This window comes from Ruegeria sp. AI2, from assembly GCF_056541275.1.
Window position 1 is genome coordinate 1 of record NZ_JBQFYB010000006.1, and the last position, 16,147, is coordinate 16,147.

Annotated in this window: 17 protein-coding genes and 1 tRNA gene; 10 read left to right on the plus strand and 8 right to left on the minus strand. The window is 56.9% G+C overall.

All coding sequences use genetic code 11. The features are described 5' to 3' along the window. Positions 1-253 precede the first annotated feature (253 nt). Positions 254-868, minus strand: a complete 615-nt coding sequence (gene msrQ / locus ACR0LL_RS12370) for a protein-methionine-sulfoxide reductase heme-binding subunit MsrQ (protein WP_480587089.1) — start codon at positions 866-868, stop codon at positions 254-256. 4 nt (positions 869-872) lie between these two features. Beyond that, entirely contained in the window at positions 873-1,775 is a 903-nt protein-coding gene (msrP, locus tag ACR0LL_RS12375) for a protein-methionine-sulfoxide reductase catalytic subunit MsrP (protein ID WP_480587092.1), read from the minus strand. A gap of 379 nt (positions 1,776-2,154) precedes the next feature. Here msrP and ACR0LL_RS12380 point away from each other — a divergent pair, with 379 nt between their 5' ends. Together ACR0LL_RS12380 and ACR0LL_RS12385 are read left to right on the plus strand one after the other, a co-directional pair. Beyond that, positions 2,155-2,970: a cyclase family protein gene (locus tag ACR0LL_RS12380; RefSeq protein WP_480587095.1), complete on the plus strand. Its 816-nt coding sequence runs from the start codon at positions 2,155-2,157 to the stop codon at positions 2,968-2,970. Positions 2,971-3,132: 162 nt separating this feature from the next. After that, positions 3,133-3,741, plus strand: coding sequence for a class I SAM-dependent methyltransferase (locus ACR0LL_RS12385; RefSeq protein WP_480587098.1), 609 nt, complete (start codon positions 3,133-3,135; stop codon positions 3,739-3,741). 1 nt (position 3,742) lies between these two features. Here the strand turns inward: ACR0LL_RS12385 and clpB are convergent, their stop codons facing one another. The 3 genes from clpB to ACR0LL_RS12400 all read right to left on the minus strand — a co-directional run bounded on the left by clpB (position 3,743) and on the right by ACR0LL_RS12400 (position 8,158). Then, entirely contained in the window at positions 3,743-6,361 is a 2,619-nt protein-coding gene (gene clpB, locus ACR0LL_RS12390; protein WP_480587101.1) for an ATP-dependent chaperone ClpB, read from the minus strand. Positions 6,362-6,486: 125 nt separating this feature from the next. Continuing rightward, positions 6,487-6,801 carry a hypothetical protein gene (locus ACR0LL_RS12395; protein WP_480587104.1) on the minus strand — a complete coding sequence of 105 codons (315 nt, stop codon included), beginning with the start codon at positions 6,799-6,801 and terminating at the stop codon, positions 6,487-6,489. A gap of 100 nt (positions 6,802-6,901) precedes the next feature. Next, a complete protein-coding gene (locus ACR0LL_RS12400; RefSeq protein ID WP_480587107.1) occupies positions 6,902-8,158 on the minus strand; it encodes a tetratricopeptide repeat protein in 1,257 nt (418 codons plus the stop codon). 87 nt (positions 8,159-8,245) lie between these two features. On the opposite strand from ACR0LL_RS12400, the gene pyrF reads away from it, so the two are divergent. Together pyrF and ACR0LL_RS12410 are read left to right on the plus strand one after the other, a co-directional pair. Continuing rightward, the gene (gene pyrF, locus ACR0LL_RS12405; protein ID WP_480587110.1) at positions 8,246-8,959 is read left to right on the plus strand and encodes an orotidine-5'-phosphate decarboxylase; all 714 of its coding nucleotides are present in this window, start codon (positions 8,246-8,248) and stop codon (positions 8,957-8,959) included. A 349-nt stretch (positions 8,960-9,308) separates the two neighbouring features. Beyond that, positions 9,309-10,562 carry a DNA polymerase IV gene (locus ACR0LL_RS12410; protein WP_480587113.1) on the plus strand — a complete coding sequence of 418 codons (1,254 nt, stop codon included), beginning with the start codon at positions 9,309-9,311 and terminating at the stop codon, positions 10,560-10,562. 2 nt (positions 10,563-10,564) lie between these two features. Here ACR0LL_RS12410 and ACR0LL_RS12415 read toward each other — a convergent pair whose 3' ends face one another. Then, entirely contained in the window at positions 10,565-11,425 is an 861-nt protein-coding gene (locus ACR0LL_RS12415) for an N-formylglutamate amidohydrolase (protein WP_267365028.1), read from the minus strand. A 149-nt stretch (positions 11,426-11,574) separates the two neighbouring features. Between ACR0LL_RS12415 and ACR0LL_RS12420 the strand changes: the two genes are divergently transcribed. Both ACR0LL_RS12420 and ykgO read left to right on the plus strand, forming a co-directional pair. Beyond that, positions 11,575-11,649, plus strand: a tRNA-Val gene (locus ACR0LL_RS12420). Between the two features lie 90 nt (positions 11,650-11,739). Next, complete coding sequence (gene ykgO / locus ACR0LL_RS12425) at positions 11,740-11,865, plus strand: type B 50S ribosomal protein L36 (protein ID WP_008755722.1); 126 nt, start codon at positions 11,740-11,742, stop codon at positions 11,863-11,865. A gap of 65 nt (positions 11,866-11,930) precedes the next feature. Here the strand turns inward: ykgO and ACR0LL_RS12430 are convergent, their stop codons facing one another. Further along, positions 11,931-12,167, minus strand: a complete 237-nt coding sequence (locus ACR0LL_RS12430) for a SemiSWEET transporter (protein ID WP_480587116.1) — start codon at positions 12,165-12,167, stop codon at positions 11,931-11,933. A 368-nt stretch (positions 12,168-12,535) separates the two neighbouring features. Between ACR0LL_RS12430 and ACR0LL_RS12435 the strand changes: the two genes are divergently transcribed. From ACR0LL_RS12435 to ACR0LL_RS12445, 3 genes are all read left to right on the plus strand, one after another. Beyond that, entirely contained in the window at positions 12,536-13,552 is a 1,017-nt protein-coding gene (locus ACR0LL_RS12435) for a Fe(3+) ABC transporter substrate-binding protein (protein ID WP_480494584.1), read from the plus strand. 117 nt (positions 13,553-13,669) lie between these two features. Next, positions 13,670-14,224, plus strand: a complete 555-nt coding sequence (locus ACR0LL_RS12440) for a helix-turn-helix domain-containing protein (RefSeq protein ID WP_480587119.1) — start codon at positions 13,670-13,672, stop codon at positions 14,222-14,224. After that, positions 14,221-14,742 carry an N-acetyltransferase family protein gene (locus tag ACR0LL_RS12445; RefSeq protein ID WP_480587122.1) on the plus strand — a complete coding sequence of 174 codons (522 nt, stop codon included), beginning with the start codon at positions 14,221-14,223 and terminating at the stop codon, positions 14,740-14,742. Before ACR0LL_RS12440 ends, ACR0LL_RS12445 begins: the two co-directional genes overlap by 4 nt. 16 nt (positions 14,743-14,758) lie before the next feature. Here ACR0LL_RS12445 and ACR0LL_RS12450 read toward each other — a convergent pair whose 3' ends face one another. Continuing rightward, positions 14,759-15,559, minus strand: a complete 801-nt coding sequence (locus tag ACR0LL_RS12450; protein ID WP_480587125.1) for a phenylalanine 4-monooxygenase — start codon at positions 15,557-15,559, stop codon at positions 14,759-14,761. A 119-nt stretch (positions 15,560-15,678) separates the two neighbouring features. On the opposite strand from ACR0LL_RS12450, the gene ACR0LL_RS12455 reads away from it, so the two are divergent. Beyond that, positions 15,679-16,137 carry an Lrp/AsnC family transcriptional regulator gene (locus ACR0LL_RS12455; protein WP_480494575.1) on the plus strand — a complete coding sequence of 153 codons (459 nt, stop codon included), beginning with the start codon at positions 15,679-15,681 and terminating at the stop codon, positions 16,135-16,137. Positions 16,138-16,147: the final 10 nt, after the last annotated feature.

Here is a 16,147-nt window from a genome sequence, read left to right on the forward strand (position 1 = left end):
TCAACCGTCTTTCCAGTCCGTCAGGCCAACCTCAGCTGCGCCGGTGAAGGGGGTTCTAAGTATTACTCTCAAAACCCGCAAGCGGAAAATGCACGAAAACAAAAGAAAATGCCGATTTCAAAAATAATTATTTATTTTCAACACGTTAACTATTCACGATCAGGCGGAAGCGCGCCGGAATCGTCGGAAACACAGATGGGGTTCCGCGCTTTATCGCCTTGTTTACAATGTTACTCACAGACTCGCTTCCGAGTCAGGCAGAATCTGCTGTGTTGGACTGGAGTGACAGGCTTGGAATCGGCAACCTAAGGGCAAGAAGGATGACTATAGCTGCCAAATAGATCAGCGGCTCGATCTGAAACCCTTTTGCCAGCATCACGTAATGCAGGCCGCCCAGCAAAGCGGCCGGGTACACCAGCCAATGCAGCCTGCGCCAACGCGGCCCCAGTCGGCGCACCGACCAGTTGTTGGATGTTGCCGTCAGAGGCAACAGCAAAAGAAACGCCCCAATTCCAACAGTAATATAAGGACGCTTGAGGATATCCGCCCAAATCTGGCTGGGAAGCTGAACGTCCAGAACCAGCCAGACAAGGAGATGCAGGCTGACATATACAAAAGTCAGCACCCCAATGGCCCGACGGAACTTCACCAGGTTCAAGCCCACAAATCGGCGCAAGGATGTGATGGCCAGCCCGGCAATCAGCAACTGTAAAGCCAGTTCGCCATAGCGGTGTTCCAGCGCCTCAATCGGTTCGATTCCCAAACCGCCAGTCAGGCCAAGATAGAACAGCCAGGGCGCGGGCAGCGCGCCCATCAGATAAACGGCCCATACCGGAATACGCCGGAGTGTCTGATTGATGGCCTGCATGATTCTAGTAGTTCCTGGCCAAATCCATACCTTCATAAAGGCTGGCGACCTCTTCTTCATAACCGTTGAACATCAGCGTCGGTTTGCGCGAGGCAAACAGGCCGCCGCCGATTTCACGTTCGGAGGCTTGCGACCAGCGCGGATGATCAACGTTCGGGTTTACATTACTATAAAAACCGTATTCTCGCGAATTGGCCATATTCCAACTGGTGGGCGGCTCTTCTTCAACAAGCGTGATCCGGACAATCGACTTGATCGATTTGAACCCGTATTTCCACGGTACGACCAGACGCAAAGGCGCGCCGTTCTGATTTGGAATCGGCTTGTCATAGATACCAGTGGCCATGATCGTCAGCGGATGCAACGCCTCGTCCAGGCGCAAACCCTCGCGATAGGGCCATTCCAGAATGGGATAGCGCGTTCCCGGCATCTCATCCGGGCGGTGGGCCGTTTCGAACGCTACGTATTTCGCGCCGTCTTTCACCCCCGCCATTTTCAGAAGATCGGCCAGTTCGAACCCGTTCCATGGTACGACCATCGACCAGGCTTCAACGCAACGGAAGCGATAGATGCGTTCTTCGATCGTCATCTCGGACAGGATGTCCTTGAAATCATACTCACCAGGACGATCGACCAGACCGTCAATCTTTACGCTCCAGGGTTCGGTCACCAGCGTATGCGCATATTTCGCCGGGTCATCTTTTCCGGTCCCGAACTCATAATAATTGTTGTAACTCGTGATCTCATCCCAGGTGTTCGGCTCCAGCGCATCCTGCGCCGCAGCTGGTTGGCCCATTGCCGCCACACCAACACCCGCCATCCCGGCCATGACCTGCCGACGGTTCAGGAACGACGCCCGTGGGGTGACGTCGGCATGTGTTAATGTATTGGTCCAGCGATGCGCCATTTAGGTCTCCGTCATATTCGTTTGTCATTACAGACTTAGGGTGCTGATAGCACAGACCCATGGAAACAGGCGTCACGTTTGAGCGACGTGATTGTAACTTTCCGAGTGGCGACAGGCCCAGACAGGCGGATTGTGCCGCGCTCCGCCCGCTTTCAGCGGTTGTCACGACCTGAGCCAACTCTCAGTGCTCGAACATTACGCTGGGGATATACGGTTCGCTGAGAGCTGGTTCTGAAAGGAGAAACACAACCGGGTAGTCTGACTGCAGTCTTTACAACTGCGGGTCCAAAACTGCACTCTGTCAGATAGGCACCATACGCGATCAACAGTGTGGCGGGCCTGTTTTTGCAGCCGCGTGGCCGCAATGGGAGGACGAAATATGTGTGATATCTGTGTAATGAACGCCGTAAAAGACAGGATGCTGTCCCGGCGCGGGTTCTTCAAAGCCGCTGCGGCATCGGGTGTTGCGGCTGCCGCAACCGGGGCTATGGCACCGGCCGCACTGGCCGCGGGGCATGGCGGTGTCCAAGACATGACCCACACGCTCAGCCCGGAGTTCCCGACCTGGGGCGGAGAGCCGGGTATCTCGGCCGAACAGGCATTCAATTTCGCGGAGCACGGATTCAATCTGTTCAATTTGTCGATCAATGAGCATACGGGCACGCATATAGATGCCCCGTTGCACTTTTCTGCGGATGGGGCTTCGGTCGATGAAATCCCGGTCTCAGATCTGGTTGCACCACTTTGCGTGGTCGATATCGCTGCCCGCGCAGCAGAAGACGCCGATACGCGTTTAACCCCTGATGACCTGAAAGCCTGGATAGCCGCCAATGGCGATATACCAGACGGGGCTTGTGTGGCCATGCACTCTGGGTGGGCTGGCAAAACGGCAACGGACGCGTTCCGCAATTTCGACGGTGAAGCGCAGCATTACCCGGGCTTTCACGTTGAAGCTGCGCAGATGCTGATGGAAGAAACCGGAGCGCGGTCTATTGCCGTTGACACCTTGTCACTGGATCACGGCATGTCTGCGGATTTCGCCACCCATTATGCCTGGTTGCCATCCGGCCGGTTCGGGATCGAATGCCTGGCCAATCTGGATCAGGTACCCGCGTCGGGCGCAACACTTGTTATTGGCGCACCGAAACACGCAGGCGGCACCGGAGGTCCGGCGCGGATACTTGCGCTGATCTGATGAAACTGACGTTTGGCGAAACTGGCCCGCTTTCTTCGGTGGCCAGTTTCCATCTGCGCATTCCATGAGTGGTAGGCACTGAGAGCAAGCCAGCCAATGGGCAAGACCAAGTCTGATACCACACGGCGCTATGATACCGCTGCACCAAAATGGCGGGATAAGATGCGTGCTCTTGGTTATTACGATGCGTATCTTGGTTTTCTGTCAGCAAGTCAGCTCGCGACAGAGCATAACAGTCGGGTTGTTGATATCGGTGCCGGGACGGCCTCGTTTGCAGAAGCCTGGGTCGCTATTCATGGGTCACCCGTCGAAATAACCCTTCTCGAACCCAGTCAAGCCATGTTGAAACAGGGTCAAAACGCGTTACAGGCGCGGGGTGTCGAGCCAAGACTTGTGCAGGGCTTGTTAGGGTCTGTCGTTCTGGAACCTGCTGATGTGGCACTGGCTGCGCATGTCATCGAACATTGCCCCGATCCGTTGCGCGCACTTGAGAAGATTCACGATATGATGCGCCCTGGCGGTCGTTTGTATCTGGTGGTGTCAAAGCCGCATTGGTGCAATGCAATCATCTGGCTGCAATGGCGCCATCGCACATTCGGCAGAGAAGAAATTCTGGGACTAGTGCACAAAGCTGGCTTTGAATGCGAAAGCGAGCACTCATTCCCCGCAGGCCCACCATCCCGGACAAGCCGAGGAATTTTGGCGCGTCGAAGAGCGTCGATGCAGACAAAAAAGACCCGCCAATGCGGCGGGTCTTCCGTTTGTGCCTAAATCAATGCACCACTGCATCATCCGGGCGGGGCCGTTCTGACGTCCCCAACCGGTCACCGATGATCAGGCCATCAGCCCCGGCGGTGACCGGAACTACCTCACCATCCTTGATCTCACCGGCCAGCAGCGCTTCGGCCAGCGGGTTCTGCAGGGCGCGCTGAATCACGCGTTTCAGCGGGCGGGCTCCGAAGACAGGGTCATAGCCTTCATTGGCCAGCCATTCCTTGGCACCATCGTCCAGGGCCAGTTCGATCTTGCGGGCCGCCAGGCGCTTTTGCAGACGCGCCATCTGGATATCGACGATGCCATCCATATCGGCCCGCTTGAGGCGGTCAAAGATGATCGTTTCGTCCAGACGGTTCAGGAACTCGGGCCGGAAATGTGCCCGCACCGCATCCATCACGTCACGACGTGCCTGCGCGCTGTCCGCGCCATCGGGCAACTGGCTGAGCGCCTGAGACCCAAGGTTCGACGTCAGGATGATCAGCGTCTGCTTGAAGTCCACGGTGCGGCCCTGACCATCGGTCAGAACCCCATCATCCAGAACCTGCAACAGCACGTTGAACACATCCGGGTGCGCCTTTTCAACCTCGTCAAACAGCACGACCTGATAGGGCCTGCGCCGCACGGCTTCGGTCAGCACACCGCCTTCGTCATAACCGACATAGCCCGGAGGAGCCCCGATCAGACGGGCAACCGCGTGTTTCTCCATGAACTCGGACATATCGATACGCACCATCGCGTTGTCGTCATCGAACAGGAAATTCGCCACGGCCTTGGTCAGCTCGGTCTTACCCACGCCGGTCGGCCCGAGGAACAGGAACGAACCCAACGGGCGACCTTCGTCATTCAGACCTGCACGCGCACGGCGCACGGCGTTGGCGACAGCAGTCACCGCTGCATCCTGACCGATCACGCGGGAATGCAAAGCGTCTTCCATCCGCAGCAGCTTCTCGCGCTCACCTTCCAGCATTTTCGAGGTCGGGATACCGGTCCAGCGCTCCACGACGGAAGCAATCTGTTCAGGGCGCACCGTTTCCTCGGCCATCATACCATTGCTTTCGGCGTTCTCGGCCTCGGTCAGCTTTTTTTCAAGCTCGGGGATGACGCCATAGGACAATTCCCCCGCTTTGGCGAGGTTGCCTTCACGCTTGGCGATCTCAAGATCAGCGCGCGCCTTGTCGAGCTGTTCCTTCAGGTCACGGGCCCCCGCCAGCTTGTCGCGTTCGGCCTGCCATTGTGCTGTCATCTCGGCGGACCGTTCCTGCAAATCGGCTAGGTCCTTTTGCAAGGTTTCCAGACGATCTTTCGAGGCCGCGTCATCTTCAAGCTTCAGCGCCTCTTCCTCAATCTGCATCTGCAGGATGTTCCGGTCGAGTTGATCAAGCTCTTCGGGCTTGCTGTCGACCTCCATCCGCAAACGCGATGCGGCCTCGTCGACAAGGTCGATGGCTTTGTCGGGCAGAAAGCGGTCAGTGATATAGCGGTGCGACAGGGTCGCCGCTGAAACAAGCGCTGAATCCGAGATGCGCACACCGTGGTGCAACTCGTACTTTTCCTTGATGCCGCGCAGGATGCTGATCGTATCTTCGACTGTCGGCTCCTGTACCATTACAGGCTGGAACCGGCGCGCAAGGGCAGCGTCTTTTTCTACGTATTTGCGATACTCATCCAGCGTGGTCGCACCGATACAGTGCAACTCACCCCGGGCAAGCGCAGGCTTGATCAGATTGGCAGCATCCATTGCACCGTCCGATTTCCCGGCACCGACCAGCGTGTGCATCTCGTCGATGAACAGGATGATCTCACCCGCGGCTTCAGTCACCTCGGTCAGAACGGCCTTGAGGCGTTCTTCGAACTCGCCACGGTATTTCGCGCCAGCAATCAGCGCACCCATATCGAGCGCAAGCAGCTTCTTGTCCTTCAGCGATTCAGGCACATCGCCGTTGATGATACGCAGGGCCATACCTTCGGCAATCGCGGTCTTACCGACGCCGGGTTCACCAATCAGAACCGGGTTGTTTTTGGTGCGACGCGACAGAACCTGCATCGAACGTCGGATTTCCTCATCCCGACCGATGATCGGATCAATTTTGCCTTCGGCTGCAGCCTCGGTCAGGTCACGCGCGTACTTCTTGAGCGCGTCATAGCCTTCTTCCGCCGACGCGCTGTCAGCAGTGCGACCCTTGCGAATGTCGTTGATCGCCTCGTTCAGTTTTTGCGCTGATACGGCTCCGGCGTCCAACGCATCCTTGGCCTTGGACTTCACCATGCACAGTGCCATCAGAACACGTTCGACAGGGACGAAGCTGTCGCCCGCTTTGGTAGCTATTTTTGTGGCCTCGTCCAGAACCTTGACGGTCTGGCCGTCCATGTAAATCTGGCTGGCGTCGCCGCTGACCTTAGGGATTTTCCCCATTGCCGCGTCCAGCGCCTCAACCACGCGGTTCGGTGCACCGCCCGCGCGCGAAATCAGGTTACTGGCCAACCCCTGATCGTCATCCATCAATGCTTTGAGTATATGTGTGGGCTCCAGCCTCTGGTGCCCCTCGCGCAGCGCAATGGTCTGCGCCGCCTGCACGAATCCCCGTGCCCGCTCGGTGAACTTGTTCAAGTCCATGATATTCTCCTTTTCCAAGCGCCCCGTTTTGACATGCCCGCCTGGCAGCACATATCGGTCGAAGCCTCACATTCAATCTGGGAAATATCTTCGGTGGTTCAAGAGGCTAAAACACAGAAATCGACCTATTCGCGCTGGATGGTATAGACTGTATAACCACCGGTCTCGGCGACCTGAACGGCACCCAGATCATTCACCAATGATTGGGCGGCCGCACTTCCCGTCGGGCAAGAAACCAGATCTGCCGTATGATCCAGGAAATTGCCGGTAAATGCCGTTTCACCGGTCAGCTGACACCAATCACCCTCGGACCTATAGCCGCGGACGAGATACAAATCGTCATTGGTCGGGGGTGGCGCGGCGCCTGTTTCGGCCTGTGGAGGCGTGTCGGCGCAGGCGGCCAGCGTGGCCACGACGGCCAGCGGAACAAGGTGCTTCATGGTCTGTCCCTTTGATGCAATTTTTGTTTCAGAATGGCAGCACCATAGCACAGTTGGGACAAAGCGGGGAAACCGCTAGCTCCTTTGTCAGCCGTGGGCGTCAACCGCCTTCGATCTGCCGGATCAGCTTTTGCGCCTCGTCATCGCCCTGCTCGACCGCGAGGCGAAGAAACCTCAGCGCCTCTTCGACATCGCCGATTTCATAGAGCAACCGGCCGAATTTGCGCTGCGATTTCACATCGCCAAGCTTTGCGGCCCTGCCCCAGAACAACAAGGCCGCTTCCGTGTCCTGGGGCACACCGTCCCGCCCGTGATAGGTCAAGGACCCAAGATTGTGCAGCGCCACGACATTGTTCTGCTTGGCGGCCTGGAAATAATAATCCAGCGCCTGTTCGATGTCCTTAGAGTAGCCGTTCTCGCCGATCTCGTAGATGTAGCCCAGGCGCGCCGCCGCATCGGCGCTGCCGTTTCGGGCCGCCATCTTCAGATAGTCGACCGCGCGCTGCATATCGCGCGCGACATGCGTTCCTTCGCGATAGATTACGCCGAGGTGCAGCAGAGACGGCTCATATCCGAAGAACGCGGCCCTTTCATAATAGTACAGCGCCTTGTCGATGTCGGGCGCAACACCTTCCCCGTTCTCGTAGCCATATGCGACGTTGTGCATTCCCATCGGCAGACCGCTTTCGGCAGCCGCCATGTACCAGGCAAACGCGGTCTCGTGGTCCTCGGGAACGATCTCGCCATCACTATAGAGCGAAGCGAGCGTGTTCATCGCCAGCCCGCTACCCTCCATCGCGGCCAGTTCAGAAAACTCGAGCGCCATTTCCAGCTTGCCGCCCTTCATGAGCGCCCGGCCAAAGGCGGCCACGACCTCGGCATCGACATCCTGGTCTTTCAAAAGCAGATCAGCGCAGATCGCCATCGCATTCTCGGCGTCCAGGTCGGCCCATTCAACCCCGTCGAAATAAGGAGACTGACCCGGAACGGAGGCAGCCATCAGGCACTCATACTCTCCGTCCGAATAGTCGGGTTCCTGCGGCGGATCATCGGGGGCGGGTTCCGGCCGGGGGCGAAGGTCGGAGACCCGCAGGCGCCGTTGCGGTTCCTTGGGCTCGTCGGCCCTTGTCGACGCAGGGGCCTCCCCGGTCAGCCCGACCAGCAGATCGCGTGCCAGCTGCGAATAGATCGGGCAATCAGCGTAGATTTGTACAAAATTCTCGATGGCCGTCGCCGACCCGCTGTCCTTGACGTCTGCCCAGACCAGTCGGGCCTCACCGCAATCCGTCTCACCGGCCCAGACCGCGCCCGCCCCGACCAGAACAGCCGCCGAGGCCACCACACCCAACCGTATCATCCCGTATTTTCCTGCGTCTTTTCTTGTCTCAATGCGTCACACACTCTAAAGAAGCGCCGATCCCGTCAAGCTTGAAAGGCCGAACCAATGCCCCAAACCGCCGATGACCGCCTGATCGTAGCCCTTGATGTTCCCAACGCTCTGCAAGGGTTGGCCATGGCCGAACGGTTGGGGGATAGCGTTTCATTCTACAAAATCGGGCTGGGTATGCTGACGGGTGGCGGGCTGGCATTGGCCAACGAACTGAAACAGGATCACGGCAAGCGCATCTTCCTGGACATGAAGTTGTTCGACATTGGCAATACAGTTGAGAATACCGTGCGGGGATTGGCGCAATTCGATCTGGATTTTCTGACCGTGCATGGTGACCCTCATGTGGTGCGTGCCGCCAAAGAAGGTGCTGTGGGTAAAGACCTGAAGATCCTCGCCGTAACCATCCTGACCTCGCTGAACCGCGACGATCTGGACGCAAGTCTTTTGAAATCTGGTGATGTGCAGGATTTGGTTGTCGAACGCGCGGCCAAGGCCTTTGAAGCCGGGGCTGATGGCGTTATCGCCAGCCCGCAAGAGGCCGCCCTGATCCGGGCTCTGCCACAGGCTGAAGGGCGTCTGATCGTAACCCCTGGTGTGCGCCCGGCTGGCGCAGCGCTTGGTGACCAGAAACGTGTAGCAACCCCTGCAAGCGCTATTCAGGATGGCGCGGATCATATCGTTGTCGGCCGCCCGATTTATCAGGCAAAAGACCCAAAGGCCGCTGCTGAGGCCGTTCTTTCCGAACTAAATTCTCTGAAGGTGTGCTAAGACCACTTGGTCTTTTCAGGTGGGTTTTGCGTTGGGTTTTCCGCGCAACAAGTTGACCTTAGGTCACTTTTTGACAAAACCGCGCCAAATCGTCTCTGTGCCAGAAAACACACATTCAAAACCCGAGTTTTCTCGGCACAACCTTCATCCTATCGAAACTAAGGATTTTCAGGGATTCTGAAGGGGAATACTCCCCAACGAACCGCTTCTTCCTGAGGTTCGTTACTTCCCCCCGCGATGTGCGGGGGGTCTTCTTTCCAAATCACCCCATTTCAGCAAGGCCTTTGATCCAGGATCACAGGTGATATAAAGAACGTCCAAGCCAACTGCGGAACGCATGAGGACGCAGATGCCCGGTCTTTGCCGAGATTGCCTGACCACCTTGTCAATCGAACAACGCTGTACTGCCTGTGGCAGTCCGCGGGTAAAGACACACCCTGAACTGTTTGACCTGTCGATTGCCCATATGGATTGTGACGCCTTTTATGCCTCGGTGGAGAAACGTGACAACCCGGAACTGGCGGACAAACCGGTTATCATTGGCGGCGGCAAGCGCGGCGTTGTTTCAACTGCCTGCTATGTTGCGCGTATTCGCGGCGTCCGGTCGGCCATGCCCATGTTCAAGGCCTTGCAACTCTGCCCCGAAGCCGTCGTGATCAAGCCGCGCATGTCCGTCTACGCGCGGGTGTCGCGCGACATCCGCGCCATGATGGATGAATTGACACCCGTCGTCGAACCCCTGTCGCTGGACGAAGCCTTCATGGACCTGTCGGGAACCGAACGTCTGCATGGCGCGCCGCCGGCCGTCATGCTGGCGCATCTGGTCAAGCGCATGAAGGGTGAAATCGGTGTCACCGGCTCTATCGGGTTAAGTCACAACAAATTTTTGGCCAAGGTCGCATCGGACCTCGACAAACCGCGCGGATTTTCAGTGATTGGCAAGGCGGAAACGGCAGAGTTTCTGAATGACAAACCCGTACGGTTGATCTGGGGCATTGGCCCAGCTGCGCAAGAAGCGCTGGACAAGGCAGGGATCAGAACTTTCAGTGATTTGCTGCGTTGGGATCAGGAAGCGCTGACCGCGCGGTTCGGCTCAATGGGATATCGCCTGTGGCACTTGGCTCGGGGTCAGGACAAGCGACGCGTATCGGCGCATGAGCCGATGAAATCCATCAGCAACGAGACGACATTTTTCGAAGATACGTCGAGCCTTGATATTCTGGACGGTCATTTGTGGCGGATGGCCTTGAAAGTGTCGGACCGCGCCAAGGCAAAGGATCTGGCTGGCCGGGTTGTCACGTTGAAACTGAAGAAAGCCAATCACAAGGTCCTGACGCGGCGCGTATCCTTGCGGGATGCGACACAGATTGCCGACCGGATTTACCGCACGGCCCGGGGCCTGTTCGATCAGGTTGGCGATCAGGGGCCATATCGATTGTTGGGCTGTGGTTTGTCCGACCTTTGCCCGGCGGATCAGGCGGATATTTCCGGCGACTTGCTGGATCCGGATGCTGCCCGCAGATCCAAGGCCGAACGGGCCACGGACGAGATTCGCCAGCGGTTCGGAGCCGAAGCAATCATGAAGGGCCGTGCGCTGCGCTGAAGCTACTCCGCCGCCAGACGCTCTGGGCTCGCACCCAGGCTGGAAATCTCGCGAACCACCTGCCTGAGCAGCTTCGAGAACGCCATGAAATTGGCATTGGGCGCGATTTTCTCTTCGTCCATGTACAAAGCGCGATCGATCTCGATCTGTACAGCGTGCTGCTGGCGACCGGGACGACCATAGGTTTGCGTCACATATGCTCCGGCAAAAGGCGCATTGCGTGCCACGTTGAGACCCGCTGCCGCGAAAGCGGCTTCAATGATATCGACGACCTCTGACGACGCGGACGCGCCAAACCGGTCGCCCAGCACGATCTCGGGCCGCCTTCCGCGCGCAGTGCCCGCCATGGCCACCGCCTCGTGCGGCATCGAGTGGCAGTCCACCAGAATTGCCTGTCCGAACATCTCGTGTGATTCGGCCAGCAGGGATTTCAACCGCGCATGATAAGGGCGCCAATAGGTGTCGATGCGCAGCCGCGCTTCGTCCATGGTAAGTTTGCCGCGATAGATTGCCCGACCGTTGGCAACTACGCGGGGAATCACCCCCAGCCCTGACGCGACCCTTGGATTATGCCCGTGCCTGCGGGCACCGCTGATCAAGGCCGGGTCAAGCTCATCCAGGCTGCGGTTCAAATCCAGATAGGCACGCGGCATGGCCGCCTTGATCAAAGGGGCACCGTTTTCCGCCGCGGGCGCGAACAGCTGATCAACAAAGGCGTCTTCTGAGGATCGAATCACGCTCCGGTTCAACACGGACCGGTTCAGAAATGCCTCAGGATACTCCCGCCCGCTGTGTGGCGATGAAAAAACCACGCACGAGGTGCGGTTTTCGGGCATATCCAATACATAGGCTGCGCTTTGCATGATCCCTCCGTGTTCGTAATCAACATAGACCGGAAAAATTGTTCTTCCAAACCCCTTGAACCCTTTTGCGACTCCTTTTATAGACCCCGCTACCGGCGCGGGGATCCGCGCCCCATTTCGTTATGGGGCAAGGCACGCAAAGGGAAAGTGGGCGGTTAGCTCAGCGGTAGAGCACTTCGTTGACATCGAAGGGGTCACAAGTTCGATCCTTGTACCGCCCACCATCGTTTCACTGTTCCGGTTGTCCGGGGCACCCGAGTAACCCAGGCGCTGGCCACGTCCTTGATGAAGGCGCCGCAGATTGGAGACAGACCATGAAGGTCAAGAACTCGCTCCGCTCGCTCAAGAACCGGCACCGCGACTGCCGGATTGTGCGTCGCAAAGGCCGCGTCTACGTGATCAACAAGACGCAGCGCAAGTTCAAAGCTCGTCAGGGCTAAGAACTGCACATCACTGCTTAAAGAAACCGCACCTTCGAGTGCGGTTTTTTTTGTTCCACCCGCGCCTAAAATGTAATCCCTGCATGGATCAGAATGCCCACGACCATAAGAAAGTTCAGAACCATCGAAATCCCGTTGCCGACATAGATTGGAAGCTTTCCAACAACCAAGCCGTAAGCAAACCAAAGCAGGGATAAGGCGGTATATAGCGACCAAGACAACAAGGATTGTCCCGAGGCATGGTGCGAATGCGTCAAATACAGCTTCACGAGCTGCGGCAGTGTGGCAAAAGGACCAACCACACCAATAAAACCGTGAACCCTTCAAAGCGCGACATCCAATGGCCAAGTTTAGATTTCTCCAATTTTTCAGCCAGTGTTTCGGGCATATCTCACGTTCTTCCTTTAAGTGAATAAGACGGCATATTCTTTTTCTCGGACAATCTGTCTTGCCAAAATATCCGCTAGAAGCGCTTGGACCAAGTCCCTCGACCACGTTACCACCAACCTTCCCCCCTCGTATGCCTTCAGAGCATCGCATATTGAACGTCACTAGCGACCTTTTGACCAAGTAAATCAGTCGGATTTACTTGCATCCTGCCCAGAATCGTATAATTGAGAAAATCAGTCGGATTAATGACCGGCCCGAAATTCAATTGTTGAGGCACACTATGCTGAAATCCACGACCTGCCTGGCCGCCGCGCTGTCGGCTTTGATCGCAACCTCTGCTGCCGCCGAGGGCGAGCTGAACCTTTATTCGTCGCGCCACTATGACACCGACGAACGGCTGTATACCGATTTTGAAGACGCAACCGGCATCAAGATCAACAGGATCGAAGGCAAAGCGGATGAGCTGATTGCCCGGATGGAAGCGGAAGGCGCGAACTCACCTGCCGACGTGATGCTGACCGTGGACACGTCGCGTCTGGCGCGGGCCAAGAACGCAGGTATCCTGCAATCGATCGACAGCGCAAAACTGGAAGAGCGCATTCCAGCCAACCTGCAGGACAGCGACAATCAGTGGTTTGGTTTCTCGCAACGCGGTCGGATCATCTTTTTCGACAAGGAAAACGTGACCAACCCGCCGGCCACCTACGCTGATCTGGCAAAACCGGAATACAAGGGAATGGTCTGTATCCGGTCTTCGACCAACACCTACAACCAGACCCTGCTGGCATCGATCATCACACATGAAGGCACTGAGGCCGCCAAGTCCTGGGCCGAGGGTGTTGTCGCCAACATGGCGCGTGACCCGCAGGGCGGTGACACCGACCAGTTGCGCGGCATCGTTTCGGGCGAGTGTGACATCGCGGTTTCGAACACCTACTATTTCGCGCGTTCCATTCGCACAGACGTCAAAGGCTTGTCCGCAGACCGCGATATGATCGGCTGGGTCTTCCCGAACCAGGACAGCTATGGCGCGCATATGAATCTATCCGGTGGTGGGGTCGCCGCGCACGCACCCAACAAGGAAAACGCGATACTGTTCCTTGAATATCTGGCCAGCGATCAGGCGCAGAAATACTTCTCGGCGGGAAATGACGAGTTCCCAGCAGTTCCAAATGTCGAACTGGCCGAGTCGGTCAAGGCGTTGGGTGAATTCAAGGCCGACGACGTGAACCTTTCAGACGTTGCAAAGAATATCCCCGAAGCGCAGAAGATCTTTAACGAAGTTGGCTGGAAGTAATCTTTCTTAGAGCTGACTTCTTGAAAAGGATGCGGATTGTCCGCATCCTTTTTCGTTGATACGTGATATTTGTTAGTATATTTTCTCGTATATGAGAATTTTTTTCACGAAGTTGTAATGCCTGACACCCTGTCAAACCGCCTTGCCAATCGCCTGAACGAACTGCGCCGCGGGCGTGGTTGGTCTTTGGATTACCTTGCCGAACACAGCAGGATCAGCCGCGCCACCTTGTCCCGTATGGAAAAAGGGGATGTCAGCCCAACAGCCGACAATCTAGGCCGTCTGTGCGCTGTATACCATCTGCCGATCTCACGCCTGCTGATGATGGTTGAAGACAGCTTTGACCCCAAGGTTCCATTCGAACGCCAGACCGAGTGGCGCGACCCCGAAACCGGCGTCACCCGCCGTGCTGTTTCACCACCCGCAAATGGATTGAACGCCGAGGTTCTGGAATGCCACCTTCCCCGGGACACGGTCATCACCTACGAAGTGCCTCCTAAATCGGGGCAAGAGCATCACCTGATCTTAATGGACGGCGCGCTTACTCTGACGGTTGATGGAGCTCCCCACGCGCTGAACGCCGGGGATTGCCTGCGCTACCATCTGTCGGGACCGACCCGGTTTGAAACAGGGGCGTCGCGTGGTGCACGTTACCTGCTGGTGCTTATATGATCACGCGCCTGACCGATAACGATTTTGACGCGGCGCTGGATGACCTGGCTGAAATCCTGCATGCCTGTATTCATGATGGGGCCAGCATAGGTTTCATACTTCCGTTTAACCTGAACGATGCGCGTGCGTACTGGCAACAAAACGTACAGCCCGGTTTGAGGTCTGGTAAGCTGGACTTGTTCGTTTCGTATGACGGTCCCCGCATTGCAGGCACCGTTCAACTGATCCCGGCGGCAATGCCCAACCAACCCCACCGCGCCGACGTGGCGAAACTTCTGGTCCACCCCAACGCCAGACGGCGGGGGTTAGGCCGATCCCTGATGAATGCGCTTGTTCTTCGGGCGCGAGAGGTGGGGCGCACGGTGCTTGTACTTGATACGCGCAGCACCGATCCCTCGCGGCTGCTTTATCAAAGCCTCGGGTTTCAGATCGCGGGGGAAATACCGAATTACTGCCGGAACCCATTTGAACCAAAATTCGAGCCCACAACCTATATGTACAAAAACCTTGACGCTTGAAAAGACGCGGCCCCCGCTACTCGGCGGCGGTTACCTTTTCAGGAAACTTGTTCGGCAACAGCCCGAGGCGGCGCGCACGACGAACATCTGCCAGCAGGTCCCGTTCGGCGGCCTCAAACAACTCTTCAGGGTCATCCAGAACAAAATACCCCATCTGATGCATATCGATCCGGTAGGGTGTTCGCAGAATCGTCAGAACGTCAAACGGGTCACGTTCGGGTATGTCGCTGGTCACGGCATAGACCAGTTCTGTCGGCGACGACGCCAACCCTGAACCCAGCGCCTTGATCTGACCGTTCTGGCGGCGCAAGCCAAACTCGATTGAAAACCAGTAGAGCCTGATCAACCAGGCATAATCCGCGTCATCTGCCTGCTTTCCGGCTAGCCCGATGGCATGGCTGAACGCGGCAAAACGCGGATCACTTAACAACGGTGTATGTCCGAATATCTCATGAAAGATATCCGGCTCTTCGATGTAGTCGAAATCTTCCCGGGAGCGGATGAAAGAGGCGGCCGGAAAAACCCGATCCGCCAGCATCCCGAAAAACGTCTTGAACCCAATCAGCGCCGGAACCGGCTGCACCCGCCAGCCGGTCAGGTCCAGCAACCGTTTCGAAATTTCCGCACAAGAAGGCACTTTGGTCTTCGGCAGATCCAGCCGCGCCAAACCGCGTAGGTATTCCGGTGCCATATAGCGCCGAACATTTTCTTCCTGTGCCGCGTAAAGATCAGCCCAGACCGCATTCTCTTCATCTGTGTAGGTAATGTGGCCATGTTCATCCGCCAGTTTGGCGACATATTTCGTCGATTTGGGCATCAGCATCCTCCTGCATGAGATCAGGATACCTCAACTCACATGGAGAATTTGTTTTGATATTCTACCTATCGTCCGTATTATGAACGGAACATTCCAAAGTATTGCTATTTTCGGGCCAAATGCTTCACCCAGCCGACATCGATATTTTGCGAGAGCTTCAGGCCAGCGGGCGTCTGTCAATGCAGGAGCTTGCCGACCGGACCGGGTTATCGGCGTCGCAATGCTGGCGCCGCGTCCGTGACCTCGAGTCGTCCGGGGTGGTTTCAGGGTATCGCGCGCAGGTCTCTGCCAAGGCTGTAGGCTTGAATGCCATCGCCTATGTCCACGTTGCACTGAAAGACCATCAGGAAAACAGCATCTCGGCGTTTCTTCGTCTGGTCGAGACCGAGCCGCAAATCGTGGAGTGCGCCTCGATCACCGGGGATCACGACTTTATCCTGAAGGTCTACGCCAAAACCCCCGAGGATCTTGAGGTCTTTATCATGCAGCGCTTGTTGAAATCGGGACTTGTCCGCGACACCCGCAGCAACTTTGTTCTTCGCCAGACCAAGACCCGCGGCCCTTTACCCATTCTTTGACAGGGTCCGA

Bases quoted from the DNA above. Each gene is read 5' to 3' on its own strand.
- msrQ (WP_480587089.1), bottom strand. From the start codon at position 868: ATGCAGGCCATCAATCAGACACTCCGGCGTATTCCGGTATGGGCCGTT.
- msrP (WP_480587092.1), bottom strand. From the start codon at position 1,775: ATGGCGCATCGCTGGACCAATACATTAACACATGCCGACGTCACCCCA.
- ACR0LL_RS12380 (WP_480587095.1), top strand. From the start codon at position 2,155: ATGTGTGATATCTGTGTAATGAACGCCGTAAAAGACAGGATGCTGTCC.
- ACR0LL_RS12385 (WP_480587098.1), top strand. From the start codon at position 3,133: ATGCGTGCTCTTGGTTATTACGATGCGTATCTTGGTTTTCTGTCAGCA.
- clpB (WP_480587101.1), bottom strand. From the start codon at position 6,361: ATGGACTTGAACAAGTTCACCGAGCGGGCACGGGGATTCGTGCAGGCG.
- ACR0LL_RS12395 (WP_480587104.1), bottom strand. From the start codon at position 6,801: ATGAAGCACCTTGTTCCGCTGGCCGTCGTGGCCACGCTGGCCGCCTGC.
- ACR0LL_RS12400 (WP_480587107.1), bottom strand. From the start codon at position 8,158: ATGATACGGTTGGGTGTGGTGGCCTCGGCGGCTGTTCTGGTCGGGGCG.
- pyrF (WP_480587110.1), top strand. From the start codon at position 8,246: ATGCCCCAAACCGCCGATGACCGCCTGATCGTAGCCCTTGATGTTCCC.
- ACR0LL_RS12410 (WP_480587113.1), top strand. From the start codon at position 9,309: ATGCCCGGTCTTTGCCGAGATTGCCTGACCACCTTGTCAATCGAACAA.
- ACR0LL_RS12415 (WP_267365028.1), bottom strand. From the start codon at position 11,425: ATGCAAAGCGCAGCCTATGTATTGGATATGCCCGAAAACCGCACCTCG.
- ykgO (WP_008755722.1), top strand. From the start codon at position 11,740: ATGAAGGTCAAGAACTCGCTCCGCTCGCTCAAGAACCGGCACCGCGAC.
- ACR0LL_RS12435 (WP_480494584.1), top strand. From the start codon at position 12,536: ATGCTGAAATCCACGACCTGCCTGGCCGCCGCGCTGTCGGCTTTGATC.
- ACR0LL_RS12440 (WP_480587119.1), top strand. From the start codon at position 13,670: ATGCCTGACACCCTGTCAAACCGCCTTGCCAATCGCCTGAACGAACTG.
- ACR0LL_RS12445 (WP_480587122.1), top strand. From the start codon at position 14,221: ATGATCACGCGCCTGACCGATAACGATTTTGACGCGGCGCTGGATGAC.
- ACR0LL_RS12450 (WP_480587125.1), bottom strand. From the start codon at position 15,559: ATGCCCAAATCGACGAAATATGTCGCCAAACTGGCGGATGAACATGGC.
- ACR0LL_RS12455 (WP_480494575.1), top strand. From the start codon at position 15,679: ATGCTTCACCCAGCCGACATCGATATTTTGCGAGAGCTTCAGGCCAGC.